This is a genomic window from Citrobacter sp. CK180 (assembly GCF_030333655.1).
Taxonomy (GTDB): domain Bacteria; phylum Pseudomonadota; class Gammaproteobacteria; order Enterobacterales; family Enterobacteriaceae; genus Citrobacter_B; species Citrobacter_B koseri.
The window spans coordinates 223,312-236,141 of sequence record NZ_JAOWFM010000044.1; the positions used below are offsets into that span (position 1 = coordinate 223,312).

A 12,830-nucleotide genomic window follows, 5' to 3' on the forward strand; every position below is an offset into this window, starting at 1 on the left:
GCAGGACGGCCTGTTGTGACGCACAACAGGCCATTTGTACAGTTAGCGCTCCGAATCTGCCTCATCAGGAATCATTCTGATGGAACAGGTTCTTAGGTGAAATTATGACAAATAACGATACGACTCTACAACTGAGCAGCGTACTTAACCAGGAATGTACGCGCAGCGGCGTTCACTGCCAGAGCAAAAAACGTGCGCTGGAGATTATCAGTGAACTGGCGGCAAAACAGCTCAGCCTGCCTCCGCAGGTGGTATTTGAAGCAATCCTGACGCGTGAGAAAATGGGCAGTACCGGCATTGGCAATGGTATCGCCATCCCGCACGGCAAGCTGGAAGAAGATACGCTGCGCGCCGTCGGCGTGTTCGTCCAACTCGAAACGCCTATCGCTTTCGATGCCATTGATAATCAACCGGTCGATCTGCTTTTCGCCCTGCTGGTGCCCGCAGATCAGACCAAAACGCATCTGCATACACTGTCGCTGGTCGCTAAACGTCTGGCGGATAAAACCATCTGCCGCCGTCTGCGCGCCGCGCAGAGTGACGAAGAGCTGTATCAAATCATCACTGACACCGAAGGTGGAAAGGATGAGGCATAACCACCCAATGGCATCTGTTGTGAGGAGAAACGGTACATGGTACTGATGATCGTCAGCGGTCGTTCAGGGTCAGGGAAATCTGTCGCCCTGCGTGCGCTGGAAGATATGGGTTTTTACTGCGTGGACAACCTCCCCGTGGTGCTGTTGCCCGATCTGGCTCGTACGCTGGCCGATCGCCAGATTTCTGCGGCCGTCAGCATTGACGTGCGTAACATGCCTGAGTCCCCTGAAATTTTCGAGCAGGCGATGAACAACCTGCCCGATGCGTTTTCACCACAGCTTCTGTTCCTTGATGCCGATCGCAACACGCTGATTCGCCGTTACAGCGATACGCGCCGTCTGCATCCGCTTTCCAGCAAAAATCTCTCCCTGGAGAGCGCCATCGACCAGGAAAGCGATCTGCTGGAACCGCTGCGTTCCCGCGCCGATCTGATTGTCGATACCTCTGAAATGTCCGTGCATGAACTGGCGGAAATGCTGCGTACCCGTCTGCTGGGCAAGCGCGAACGCGAGCTGACAATGGTGTTCGAGTCCTTCGGCTTCAAGCACGGTATTCCAATTGATGCCGATTATGTTTTTGACGTGCGCTTCCTGCCTAACCCGCACTGGGACCCGAAACTGCGTCCAATGACCGGCCTCGATAAACCAGTTGCGGCATTCCTCGACAGGCACACAGAAGTACACAATTTTATCTACCAGACTCGCAGCTATCTTGAGTTATGGTTACCCATGCTGGAGACAAACAACCGTAGCTATCTCACCGTAGCCATCGGCTGTACCGGCGGGAAACACCGTTCGGTGTATATTGCAGAACAGCTGGCAGACTACTTCCGTTCACGCGGTAAGAACGTGCAGTCACGCCATAGAACGCTGGAAAAACGCAAAACATGACCGTGAAGCAGACTGTAGAAGTCACGAACAAGCTGGGTATGCATGCCCGGCCTGCGATGAAACTGTTTGAATTAATGCAGGGTTTTGAGGCCGAAGTGCTGTTACGCAATGATGAAGGAACCGAAGCCGAAGCCAATAGCGTCATCGCCCTACTGATGCTGGACTCTGCTAAAGGTCGCCAGATAGAAATTGAAGCTACCGGCCCGCAGGAGGTCGAAGCGCTGGCGGCGGTGATCGCGCTGTTCAATTCAGGATTCGACGAAGATTAGGCCATTTCGCTTTCGTCTCCTCCTTTCCCCCAGAAAACGCCACCCGGCGTTTTTTTTATTCCCTCGCCTTTCTGCCTGCGTCAATATTGTACATTCCGTGCGCTTTTCCGTCCTGATTAAACCTTAAGAAAACCTTAAGAGGGGTTGTTTACGTTCTATTTAAGTTGAGCGTTCATACTGGTTCTATTAGCAACATTACCAGGAGATCTCATGATACTTTTATCTGAACAAAATCCCCTGGGCACCGGACGCCATCGTAAATGTTATGCGCATCCGGGCGATGCCCAACGCTGCATTAAGATCATTTACAATGCCGACCGCAGCGGCAAGAAAGAGATCCGCCGCGAGCTGAAATATTACGCGCATCTGTCACGTTACCTGCAAGACTGGAGCGGCATCCCGCGCTATCACGGTACGGTAGAGACCGATTGTGGTACGGGCTACGTCTACGATGTGATAACCGATTTCGATGGCAAACCGTCCGTCACGCTGACTGAATTTGTGGCGCAGTGCCGCAATGACGAAGATGCCGCCGTCCTGCGCCAGTTGCTGAAAACGCTCAAGCGTTATATCTACGATAACCGCATCGTCACCATGACCCTGAAGCCGCAAAATATTCTGTGTCACCGCATTAGCGAATCCGAAGCGATCCCGGTGATCTGCGACAACATCGGCGAGAGCACGCTGATCCCGCTGGCAAGCTGGTCAGCCTGGTTTTGCCATCGCAAACAGGAAAGACAGTGGGAACGGTTGATTGCCCAACCGGGTCTGGTGGCGGCGCTGAAGATGAACCGCCAGGAAGAAGACAAAAGCGCGCTGCCGCTCCCCTCTCTTGAGGCCGCGCGTCAGCACAATCTTAATACAGATGGTTACGCGTCATAAACGATTCGCCGCCCAACTGGCGCATTTGACGCAAAATCCACGCCTGACGGCTACGCACGTAGCCTGAAGGCGCGTTCGCTTTAAAGCGTAAAGGGTTCGGCAGCACCGCCGCCAATAGCGCGGCTTCTGACATACTTAACCGGCTGGCAGGTTTATTAAAATAGCGCTGCGACGCCGCTTCCACGCCAAACACGCCATCGCCAAACTCCGCAATATTCAGGTAGACGGTCAGAATGCGTTTTTTACTCCAGACGGTTTCCAGCCCGACGGTGAGCCCGGCCTCCAGCCCTTTACGCAGCCAACTGCGGCCATCCCATAAAAAGAGATTCTTCGCCGTTTGCTGAGAAAGCGTGGACGCCCCACGAATTCGGTTTTCATTGCGCTCGTTGTGCGCCAGCGCCTTCTCAATGGCCGAAACATCAAAGCCCCAGTGTTCCGGGAATTTCTGGTCTTCCGCCGCAATCACCGCCAGCCCCATCCACGGCGAGATCTCATCCATGCCAGCCCAGTCGGAATGCGCAACATAGCCGAAATCGCCTTGCAGCCACGCGCTAATCTGCCGTTCCACCATCACTGCGGAAAAAGGCACCGGAACGACACTGAACAGCGCGATGCCGCCGCCCCAAAAAACCGCCAGCACCACAAGGATGCGCAGGAGCAAACGGCGCAGGGACGCCAGCGGAGTGAAACGCCCTTTACTCATTCAGCCAGAACCAGTACGCGAGACACCAGTTTTTCAATGCCGGTCGCCGCCTGTGCAATATCCTGCGCCAGCATGTAAGCAGGCGTGGTGACAATTTTGTTATCTTCATCCACCACAATATCGTCAACCGGACATGGCACATGCTCGGCCCCCATATCTTCCAGCACTTCCGCCGTATCGATATCGGTGCCAATCGTCAGACGAAGCGGGAAACCAAAAATCCGGGGCAGCATTGCCGGGGCAATGCACATAAACCCTAACGGCTTACCCGACTGGTGCATGGCGATTGCCAGCGCGGCCAGGTCGCTATCTACCCGGCACTCGCTGCCCTGGCTGGCAAAATTACTCAGGTTTTTCGCCGCGCCAAATCCACCCGGAACAATCAGCGCGTCCAGATCGCTGGAGACCGCCTGGGCGAGTGGACGAATTTCCCCCCGCGTAATGCGCGCGGCTTCGATCAGAACATTTCGCGTCTCCGCCATCGCTTCGCCCGTCAGGTGATTAATCACATCAGCCTGCTGTTTATCCGGCGCAAAGCAGATGGCCTGCGCGCCGCTGCGGGCAATCGCCAGAAGGGTCAGAACGGCTTCATGAATCTCGGCGCCGTCGTATACGCCACATCCACTGAGCACTACGCCAATTTTTTTCATCGTGATGATCCTTTTCGCAACTTACTGAAGCGTATTAATAATTCTGATTAAAATGCTGCGCTTCACACATTTAACTGATTCATGTAACAAAACATTTAAGATTTGCTATCTTAACTGCGTGCGGCCTGAAAAGCAGAGCTGCGCCTGTGTAAAAAACAATCATAACTTACGGCGCAGCCACGATTTCCCTGGTGTTGGCGCAGTATTCGCGCACCCCGGTCAATCCGGGGTCATTTTTTTTCCGCGTTTGCCACCCAGGCTTTCAGCACCGCGACGTCGTGCTGCCACTCCTGCTTCATCTCTTCAACCCATTCACCCACGTTATCTTCCCAGGCAGGAAGATCCGGCGACTGAATTTGCTGACCCAGTTGCTGTAGATGACGCAACCCGACGGAGCCCGCCGCGCCTTTAATTTTGTGGCCTTCTTCAACAACGCCTTTGGTATCTCGCGCCGTCAGGTTAGACTCCAGAATGCTTAAGTAACCCGGCATCATTTTCTCGAACACCGCCAGTCCATCCGTAATTAATTTCGGGCCGACCAGTTCGATATACTGCTCTAACATCGGGATATCTAACAACGCTTGCGATTTGCTGCTCTCTTCAGATGTCACAGTGCTCTCCTCTTCGTTACGGGTATCCCAGTATTTTTTAATCATGGCGGTTAACGCCGGAACCGACAGCGGCTTGCTCAACACATCGTCCATTCCCGCGTCCAGATACTCTTTCTTGTCTTTCAGGACGTTAGCAGTGAGTGCGACCAGCGGCGGTAATTCTTCCCGCGCATAGCGGCGGGTAAGTTCTCTGGAGATATCCAGACCCGTCATATCCGGCAGTTGAATATCCAGCAGCAGCAGATCGTATTCACCCGGGGTGAACATTTCCAGCGCGGCTTTCCCGGTCATCGCCACGTCAACGCTGTTGCCCAGTTTTTCCAGCACTGAACGCGCCACAATGACGTTCAGCTCAATGTCCTCGACCAGCAGCACATGCAGCGCAGGCAGCGGCATGTCATTCTCTTCCAGCGTGTCCTCGACCTCTTCCGCCACGGCTGGCGCATGTACGGTTAACGTAAAGACGGAACCTTTACCCGGCTGGCTGGAAACGGTGATGTCACCGCCCATATTTTTTGCCAGACGGCGCGATACCGCCAGGCCAATCCCGGTCCCCGTTGCGGGTTTACCGCCATGACTGTCTTTCACCTGATAATACATGGCGAAGATTTTATCCTGCTCATCCTGCGGAATACCGATGCCGGAATCTTCCACGTCAAAATGCAGCACATCGCCTTCATCATAGCGTACACGCACCGTCACCTGCCCTTGCTGGGTAAACTTCACGGCGTTGCTGATCAGGTTCCACAGAATTTGGCGCAAACGCGTGCCGTCGGTGATCACCTTATGCGGCAGCGGCAACGTCGGATCGAGCACAAAGCGTAGCCCTTTTTGCTGCGCTTGCAGGCCGGAGAGATTCTCCAGATCCGCCATGAAACTGGTGAAATCTACCGGCTGGTTATCCAGCTGGACTTTACGCCGTTCCATCTTATCCATATCAATGATATCGTTGAAAATATTCCCCAACGTGACCGCAGAGACATGGATGGTTTTCAGGTATTTTTCCTGCTCGCTGGTAAGGTCGGTGTCCAGCAGAATGCGGCTTAAGCCGACAATGCCATTCAGCGGCGTACGCAGCTCGTGGCTGATCGTAGAGATAAACGTGGTCTTGTCGCGGCTGGCGCGTTCAAGCGCGTCCTGATAACGCTTACGTTCCGTAATATCGCGCCCAAAGCCCATCAGGCCATGACGTTTACCAACGCGGTCGTAATAGGGCACCTTGCGAATTTCAAAGCACGCTTTGCGCCCGTCCGGGTAATCGAGCCACTGTTCATAGGTCAGCGAGACGTTATGGCGGAAGACTTTTTCGTCGGTCTCAATCACTTTTTCCGCCGCTTCGGGAGAATAGACGTCAGCCGGTTTTAAATGGACGAGCTGTTTTTCACTCTTGCCGGTCAGCAGTTCCATCGCGCGGTTACAGCCGGAAAACTCTTTATCCTCATTGCGATAAAAAACCAAATCCGGCGACGCATCGAGGAAAGAGCGTAAGAAAGAGGATTGCTGTTCAAGCTGAATCTGCGTCTCTTCACGCTCCTTGATTTCCACTTTTAGCTGTTCGAAGGTCGACTGGCGCTCAGCCTCCGCTTTTTCGCGATCGGCAATTTCCTGATTAAGCTGAGCAATATTGTCTTTCAGTTGTACCGTGAGTTTGAGATCGCGCTCGCGCATCTCTTCCAACTTTTGTACCAGCCGTGACAGGCGCTGCCTGGACTCCTCCAGTTGCTCCACCACCACCGACAAGAAATAGACGGCCCAGGGCGTGATTAACAAGCCAAAAAAGATGGAGCGGATGACATCAATACTTTCGACCTGACCATGCAACACCATGGTGACCGCCATCTGCACCACTATCGCCAGCACCACCAGCGCTAACGCCAACAGCATCGAAAAGCGCACCAGACCCAGCTTCATCATCAGGTCGACATAGTATTGCGCCAGCATACGAATTTGCTTCATAGGGGATTCCTTCACGACAACTTCGCACAATAATACTCAATTCTGAGCAGTACGTTGAAAATTGTGCAATAAATGCGGAGGTTATCGGTGAAATGACCGGGTAGGCGGTAGGCCGGATAAGGCATAGCCGCCATCCGGCAATGTGCGCCAGGCTGCCTGATGGCGCTTCGCTTATCAGGCCTACACGCCTACGGATGGTTAGCTCTCCGGCTGCACCCACGGCGTACCAAGCGCGGAGCCTTGCGCGCCATGTTCGTTAAGATAGCGGTCCAGCTCCACCATGCCCGTCCAGCGATTCTCACACCATAGCGGGGCGAGCAACGTCGGACGACGGGCGCTGGCGGAAATGCGATGATAAATAACCTCCGGCGGCGTATGGCGGATCATCTCCCCCGCCGTCAGCGTATACGCCTCCAGCGCAATACCGTTCAGGCGCCCCGCTTCCCAGGCTTTCGCCATAATGCTGCCTTTTACAATATGCAGCGGGTGCAGCTTAATGCCATCCACGCCCGTTTCCACCACGCGATCCAGCGTTTGCAGGCATTCCGTCTGCCCTTCGCCGGGTAAACCCACAATCAGATGCGAGCACACTTTCAGCCCACGCTCGCGCGCCAGTTGGGTGGTTCGCTGATAACAGGCAAAATCATGGCCGCGATTAATACGGCGCAGCGTTTTGTCATGCGCGGTTTGCAATCCCAGTTCCAGCCACACTTCATAGCCCTGGTCTTTATATTCGCAGAGCAGATCGAGCACCGCATCCGGTACACAGTCGGGGCGCGTCCCGACACACAGCCCGACAATGCTGGTCTGGCTTACCGCCTGCTGATACATAGAACGCAGCACCTGCACTTCGGCAAAGGTACTGGTGTACGCCTGGAAATAGGCCAGATAACGTTTGGCGCGATTGACCAGATGCGCCTGATGCGCCAGTTGTTCGGCAATAGAGCGATACTGCTGCGCCTCATCGGCGAAAGAGGCGACATTACAGAAAGTACACCCGCCACGTCCGATGGTGCCATCGCGGTTTGGACAGCTAAATCCGCCGTGCAACGTCAGTTTATGAACTTTTTGCCCATAACGACGAGAAAGATCCCCACCAAACATATTGACTAATTTCTGTAACTGCATAATCTGATAGACCGCGCCTTGAAAAGAGGCCAAAGCCTGCCATTTTTAGCCTTTGTCGGCGATGACCTGGATCAATCGCTCCGGCAGGCTTTTATTTATTGCATAATCAAGCAAAATTACCGAAATTTCATTCACTCCATAGCTAATTACTTTTCCTTATAACTGCACACTTTTTTTATCTTCTGATGACACTGGCTAAAAAACAGTATCATGAAATGCCTGCGCCGCTTAAACCAGCATAAAATGCTAAGCATTACGGATAATCAAGGTGAGATAAGGGTTAACAGGCCGTTATGATAGTGAGACAGATCACACTCTCCCCTGCGCTTATGCCGCATCAAATCAATGTAAAAAAGTCATTATTTTCAATACATTCATAAAGTTAATAGACCTATAGCACATTTTTGCATAAATAAGATTGCCATTTGACCTGTGTGTGGATTCCCGATAAGTTGGAAATCCGCTGGAAGCTTTCTGGATGAGCAGCCTGCTCATCATATTTATGCAGTAATTGAGATTCCCTCTTAAACGTATTTACCGATGCGAAAAGGATAAAAGAGGGCGAATGCGAGGTAAGCGTATGATACGCAACCCCCGTCGCCACGCTCTTTCTGTGCCCGTGCGCAATCGGTATCGGATGGGAGTCCCGCAGAGCCTGGGGAGGTTCACTGATATGTTGTACGATAAATCCCTTGAGAGGGATAACTGTGGTTTCGGCCTGATCGCCCACATAGAAGGCGAACCTAGCCACAAGGTAGTGCGTACCGCCATACACGCACTGGCCCGTATGCAGCACCGTGGCGCGATCCTCGCTGACGGTAAAACCGGCGACGGTTGCGGTTTGCTGCTGCAAAAACCCGATCGCTTTTTTCGCATCGTTGCAGAAGAGCGCGGCTGGCGTTTAGCCAAAAACTACGCTGTCGGTATGCTCTTCCTGAATAAGGACCCTGAGCTGGCGGCGGCATCACGTCGTATCGTCGAAGAAGAATTACAGCGGGAAACCCTGTCGATTGTGGGCTGGCGCGATGTGCCGACCAACGAAGGTGTCCTCGGTGAAATCGCCCTCTCCTCCCTGCCACGTATTGAGCAAATTTTTGTTAACGCCCCTGCGGGCTGGCGTCCCCGGGATATGGAACGCCGCCTGTTTATCGCCCGCCGCCGCATTGAGAAACGCCTTCAGGACGATAAAGACTTCTACGTTTGTAGCCTGTCGAACCTGGTGAACATCTATAAAGGTCTGTGTATGCCGGCGGATCTGCCGCGCTTCTACCTGGACCTGGCGGATTTGCGTCTGGAATCGGCCATTTGCCTGTTCCACCAGCGCTTCTCCACCAATACCGTGCCGCGCTGGCCGCTGGCGCAGCCGTTCCGCTACCTGGCGCACAACGGCGAAATCAACACCATTACCGGCAACCGTCAGTGGGCGCGCGCCCGTACTTATAAATTCCAGACGCCGCTGATCCCGGATTTACAATCTGCCGCGCCGTTCGTCAACGAGACCGGTTCCGACTCCAGCTCGCTGGATAACATGCTGGAACTGCTGCTGGCAGGCGGGATGGACATCGTGCGCGCCATGCGCCTGCTGGTGCCGCCCGCATGGCAGAACAACCCGGATATGGACCCGGACCTGCGCGCCTTCTTTGACTTTAACTCCATGCACATGGAGCCGTGGGATGGCCCGGCGGGCATCGTGATGTCCGACGGTCGCTTCGCTGCCTGTAACCTCGACCGTAACGGTCTGCGTCCGGCGCGCTACGTCATCACCAAAGATAAACTGATCACCTGCGCCTCTGAGGTGGGGATCTGGGACTACCAGCCTGACGAAGTCGTGGAAAAGGGCCGCGTCGGCCCCGGTGAACTGATGGTGATCGACACCCGTGGCGGGCGCATCCTGCACTCTGCGGAAACCGATGACGATCTGAAAAGCCGCCATCCGTATAAAGAGTGGATGGAGAAGAACGTCCGCCGCCTGGTGCCGTTTGAAGATCTGGCCGACGATCAGGTCGGAAACCGCGAGCTGGACGACGACATGCTCGCCAGCTATCAGAAACAGTTTAACTACAGCGCCGAAGAGCTGGATTCCGTCATCCGCGTACTGGGCGAAAACGGCCAGGAAGCGGTCGGTTCAATGGGTGATGACACCCCCTTCGCCGTGCTTTCCAGCCAGCCGCGCATTATTTACGACTACTTCCGCCAGCAGTTTGCGCAGGTGACCAACCCGCCAATCGACCCGCTGCGTGAAGCGCACGTCATGTCGCTGGCCACCAGCATTGGCCGCGAGATGAACGTCTTTTGCGAAGCGGAAGGACAGGCGCACCGTCTGAGCTTTAAATCGCCAATTCTGCTGTACTCCGATTTCAAACAGCTCACCACCATGAAAGAGGAGCACTACCGCGCCGATACGCTGGATATCACCTTCGATGTGACGGAAACCTCGCTCGAAGAAACGGTGAAAGCGCTGTGCGATAAGGCTGAACAGATGGTGCGTAACGGCACCGTCTTGCTGGTGCTCTCTGACCGTAACATCGGGAAAAACCGTTTACCGGTTCCGGCGCCGATGGCTGTCGGGGCGGTACAGACTCGTCTGGTGGATAAGAGCCTGCGCTGCGATGCCAACATCATCGTAGAAACCGCAAGCGCGCGTGACCCGCACCACTTTGCCGTGCTGCTGGGCTTTGGCGCCACGGCGATCTATCCGTATCTCGCCTATGAAACGCTGGGCCGTCTGATCGACACCCAGGCCATCGCCAAAGACTACCGTACCGTGATGCTGAACTACCGTAACGGCATCAATAAAGGTCTGTACAAGATCATGTCCAAAATGGGCATTTCGACCATCGCCTCATACCGCTGCTCCAAGCTGTTTGAAGCGGTCGGTCTGCATGACGACGTGGTGAGCCACTGCTTCCAGGGCGTGGTCAGCCGCATTGGCGGCGCCGGTTTTGCCGACTTCCAGCAGGATCTGCTGAACCTCTCGAAACGTGCCTGGCTGGCGCGTAAACCGCTGGATCAGGGCGGTCTGCTGAAATACGTGCACGGCGGCGAATACCACGCCTATAACCCGGATGTGGTGCGCACCCTGCAACAGGCGGTGCAGAGCGGCGAGTACCGCGATTACCAGGCATATGCCGCGCTTGTTAACGAACGTCCGGCGGCAACGCTGCGCGATCTGCTGGCGCTCAATCCTGGCGATAACGCCATCAGCATCAACGATGTTGAACCGGCAAACGAGCTGTTTAAACGCTTCGATACCGCCGCGATGTCCATCGGCGCGCTGAGCCCGGAAGCGCACGAAGCGCTGGCGGAAGCGATGAACAGCATCGGCGGTAACTCCAACTCCGGCGAAGGCGGCGAAGACCCGGCGCGCTACGGCACCAACAAAGTGTCGCGCATCAAACAGGTCGCTTCCGGCCGCTTCGGCGTAACGCCAGCGTATCTGGTCAATGCTGACGTCATTCAGATTAAAGTCGCTCAGGGCGCGAAGCCGGGCGAAGGCGGCCAGTTGCCGGGTGACAAAGTGACCCCGTACATCGCCAAACTGCGCTATTCCGTACCGGGCGTGACGCTGATTTCTCCGCCGCCGCACCACGATATCTACTCTATCGAGGATCTGGCGCAGCTGATTTTCGACCTGAAACAGGTCAACCCAAAAGCGATGATCTCCGTGAAGCTGGTTTCTGAACCGGGCGTCGGCACCATCGCTACCGGCGTGGCGAAAGCCTATGCAGACCTGATCACTATCGCCGGATATGACGGCGGCACCGGTGCCAGCCCGCTCTCCTCCGTGAAATATGCGGGCTGTCCGTGGGAGCTGGGCCTGGTGGAAACCCAGCAGGCGCTGGTGGCTAACGGTCTGCGTCACAAGATCCGTTTGCAGGTGGACGGCGGCCTGAAAACTGGCCTCGACATCATCAAAGCGGCGATTCTCGGCGCGGAAAGCTTTGGCTTCGGCACCGGCCCGATGGTGGCGCTGGGCTGTAAATACCTGCGTATTTGCCACCTGAACAACTGCGCGACGGGCGTGGCGACTCAGGATGACAAACTGCGTAAGAACCACTACCACGGCCTGCCGTTCAAAGTGACCAACTACTTTGAGTTTATCGCCCGCGAAACCCGCGAGCTGATGGCGCAGCTTGGCGTGAAGCGTCTGGTGGATCTGATTGGCCGTACCGACCTGCTGAAAGAGCTGGAAGGGTTTACCGCTAAGCAGCAGAAGCTGGAACTGTCCCGACTGCTGGAAACCGCTGAGCCTCATCCGGGTAAAGCGCTGTACTGCACCGAACATAACCCGCCGTTTGATAACGGCGTGCTGAACGCGCAACTGCTGCAACAGGCGAAGCCGTTTGTCGATGAACGCCAGAGCAAAACCTTCTGGTTCGACATTCGCAACACCGACCGCTCCGTGGGCGCGTCGCTCTCTGGCTATATCGCTCAGACGCATGGCGATCAGGGGCTGGCCTCTGACCCGATCAAGGCACACTTCAGCGGCACCGCAGGTCAGAGCTTCGGCGTCTGGAACGCGGGCGGCGTGGAGCTGTATTTGACGGGCGATGCCAACGACTACGTCGGTAAAGGCATGGCAGGCGGTCTGCTGGCGGTGCGTCCTCCGGTGGGTTCAGCGTTTCGCAGTCATGAGGCCAGCATCATCGGCAATACCTGTCTGTACGGCGCGACCGGCGGTCGTCTGTATGCGGCGGGCCGCGCGGGCGAACGTTTCGCAGTACGTAACTCCGGGGCCATCACCGTGGTAGAAGGCATTGGCGACAACGGTTGTGAATACATGACGGGCGGTATTGTCTGTGTACTGGGCAAAACGGGCGTTAACTTCGGTGCTGGCATGACAGGCGGCTTCGCCTACGTGCTGGATGAAGACGGCGAGTTCCGCAAACGCGTGAACCCGGAGCTGGTGGAAGTGCTGAACGTCGATGACCTGGCCATCCACGAAGAACATCTGCGCGGTCTGATTACCGAGCATGTGCAGCATACCGGTTCCCAGCGCGGTGAAGAGATCCTGGCTAACTGGTCAGTATTCTCAACCAAATTCGCGCTGGTTAAGCCGAAGTCCAGTGATGTGAAAGCACTGTTGGGTCACCGTAGTCGTAGCGCAGCTGAGCTGCGTGTGCAGGCGCAGTAAGGGGTAGAGC

At 55.3% G+C, this 12,830-nt stretch carries 9 protein-coding genes; 5 read left to right on the forward strand and 4 right to left on the reverse strand.

Going from position 1 to position 12,830, the window contains the following annotated elements; genetic code table 11:
- The first annotated feature begins 104 nt into the window (after nucleotides 1–104).
- From ptsN to yrbL, 4 genes are all read left to right on the forward strand, one after another.
- Nucleotides 105–596 carry a PTS IIA-like nitrogen regulatory protein PtsN gene (gene ptsN, locus OGV50_RS10045; protein WP_012135337.1) on the forward strand — a complete coding sequence of 164 codons (492 nt, stop codon included), beginning with the start codon at nucleotides 105–107 and terminating at the stop codon, nucleotides 594–596.
- A 36-nt stretch (nucleotides 597–632) separates the two neighbouring features.
- Complete coding sequence (gene rapZ / locus OGV50_RS10050; protein ID WP_012135338.1) at nucleotides 633–1,487, forward strand: RNase adapter RapZ; 855 nt, start codon at nucleotides 633–635, stop codon at nucleotides 1,485–1,487.
- Nucleotides 1,484–1,756, forward strand: coding sequence for a PTS phosphocarrier protein NPr (gene npr, locus OGV50_RS10055; RefSeq protein WP_012135339.1), 273 nt, complete (start codon nucleotides 1,484–1,486; stop codon nucleotides 1,754–1,756). The genes rapZ and npr overlap by 4 nt, the downstream gene beginning before the upstream one ends.
- 210 nt (nucleotides 1,757–1,966) lie before the next feature.
- Nucleotides 1,967–2,638, forward strand: a complete 672-nt coding sequence (gene yrbL, locus OGV50_RS10060) for a PhoP regulatory network protein YrbL (protein WP_199976857.1) — start codon at nucleotides 1,967–1,969, stop codon at nucleotides 2,636–2,638.
- On the opposite strand, the gene mtgA is transcribed toward yrbL, so the two are convergent.
- The 4 genes from mtgA to mnmL all read right to left on the reverse strand — a co-directional run bounded on the left by mtgA (nucleotide 2,613) and on the right by mnmL (nucleotide 7,686).
- Nucleotides 2,613–3,341: a monofunctional biosynthetic peptidoglycan transglycosylase gene (mtgA, locus tag OGV50_RS10065; RefSeq protein ID WP_047460963.1), complete on the reverse strand. Its 729-nt coding sequence runs from the start codon at nucleotides 3,339–3,341 to the stop codon at nucleotides 2,613–2,615. The genes yrbL and mtgA overlap by 26 nt on opposite strands.
- Nucleotides 3,338–3,991 carry an isoprenoid biosynthesis glyoxalase ElbB gene (gene elbB, locus OGV50_RS10070; RefSeq protein WP_012135342.1) on the reverse strand — a complete coding sequence of 218 codons (654 nt, stop codon included), beginning with the start codon at nucleotides 3,989–3,991 and terminating at the stop codon, nucleotides 3,338–3,340. Before elbB ends, mtgA begins: the two co-directional genes overlap by 4 nt.
- A 230-nt stretch (nucleotides 3,992–4,221) precedes the next feature.
- The gene (gene arcB / locus OGV50_RS10075) at nucleotides 4,222–6,558 is read right to left on the reverse strand and encodes an aerobic respiration two-component sensor histidine kinase ArcB (RefSeq protein WP_012135343.1); all 2,337 of its coding nucleotides are present in this window, start codon (nucleotides 6,556–6,558) and stop codon (nucleotides 4,222–4,224) included.
- Between the two features lie 198 nt (nucleotides 6,559–6,756).
- Entirely contained in the window at nucleotides 6,757–7,686 is a 930-nt protein-coding gene (mnmL, locus tag OGV50_RS10080; RefSeq protein ID WP_047463893.1) for a tRNA modification radical SAM protein MnmL/YtqA, read from the reverse strand.
- Nucleotides 7,687–8,359: 673 nt separating this feature from the next.
- Between mnmL and gltB the strand changes: the two genes are divergently transcribed.
- Entirely contained in the window at nucleotides 8,360–12,820 is a 4,461-nt protein-coding gene (gene gltB / locus OGV50_RS10085) for a glutamate synthase large subunit (protein WP_047460959.1), read from the forward strand.
- The last annotated feature ends 10 nt before the right edge of the window (nucleotides 12,821–12,830 follow it).

Excerpts from the sequence above, each read along its gene's own strand:
- ptsN (WP_012135337.1), top strand. The coding sequence starts at position 105 with ATGACAAATAACGATACGACTCTACAACTGAGCAGCGTACTTAACCAG.
- npr (WP_012135339.1), top strand. The coding sequence starts at position 1,484 with ATGACCGTGAAGCAGACTGTAGAAGTCACGAACAAGCTGGGTATGCAT.
- mnmL (WP_047463893.1), bottom strand. The coding sequence starts at position 7,686 with ATGCAGTTACAGAAATTAGTCAATATGTTTGGTGGGGATCTTTCTCGT.
- elbB (WP_012135342.1), bottom strand. The coding sequence starts at position 3,991 with ATGAAAAAAATTGGCGTAGTGCTCAGTGGATGTGGCGTATACGACGGC.
- arcB (WP_012135343.1), bottom strand. The coding sequence starts at position 6,558 with ATGAAGCAAATTCGTATGCTGGCGCAATACTATGTCGACCTGATGATG.
- gltB (WP_047460959.1), top strand. The coding sequence starts at position 8,360 with ATGTTGTACGATAAATCCCTTGAGAGGGATAACTGTGGTTTCGGCCTG.
- mtgA (WP_047460963.1), bottom strand. The coding sequence starts at position 3,341 with ATGAGTAAAGGGCGTTTCACTCCGCTGGCGTCCCTGCGCCGTTTGCTC.
- yrbL (WP_199976857.1), top strand. The coding sequence starts at position 1,967 with ATGATACTTTTATCTGAACAAAATCCCCTGGGCACCGGACGCCATCGT.
- rapZ (WP_012135338.1), top strand. The coding sequence starts at position 633 with ATGGTACTGATGATCGTCAGCGGTCGTTCAGGGTCAGGGAAATCTGTC.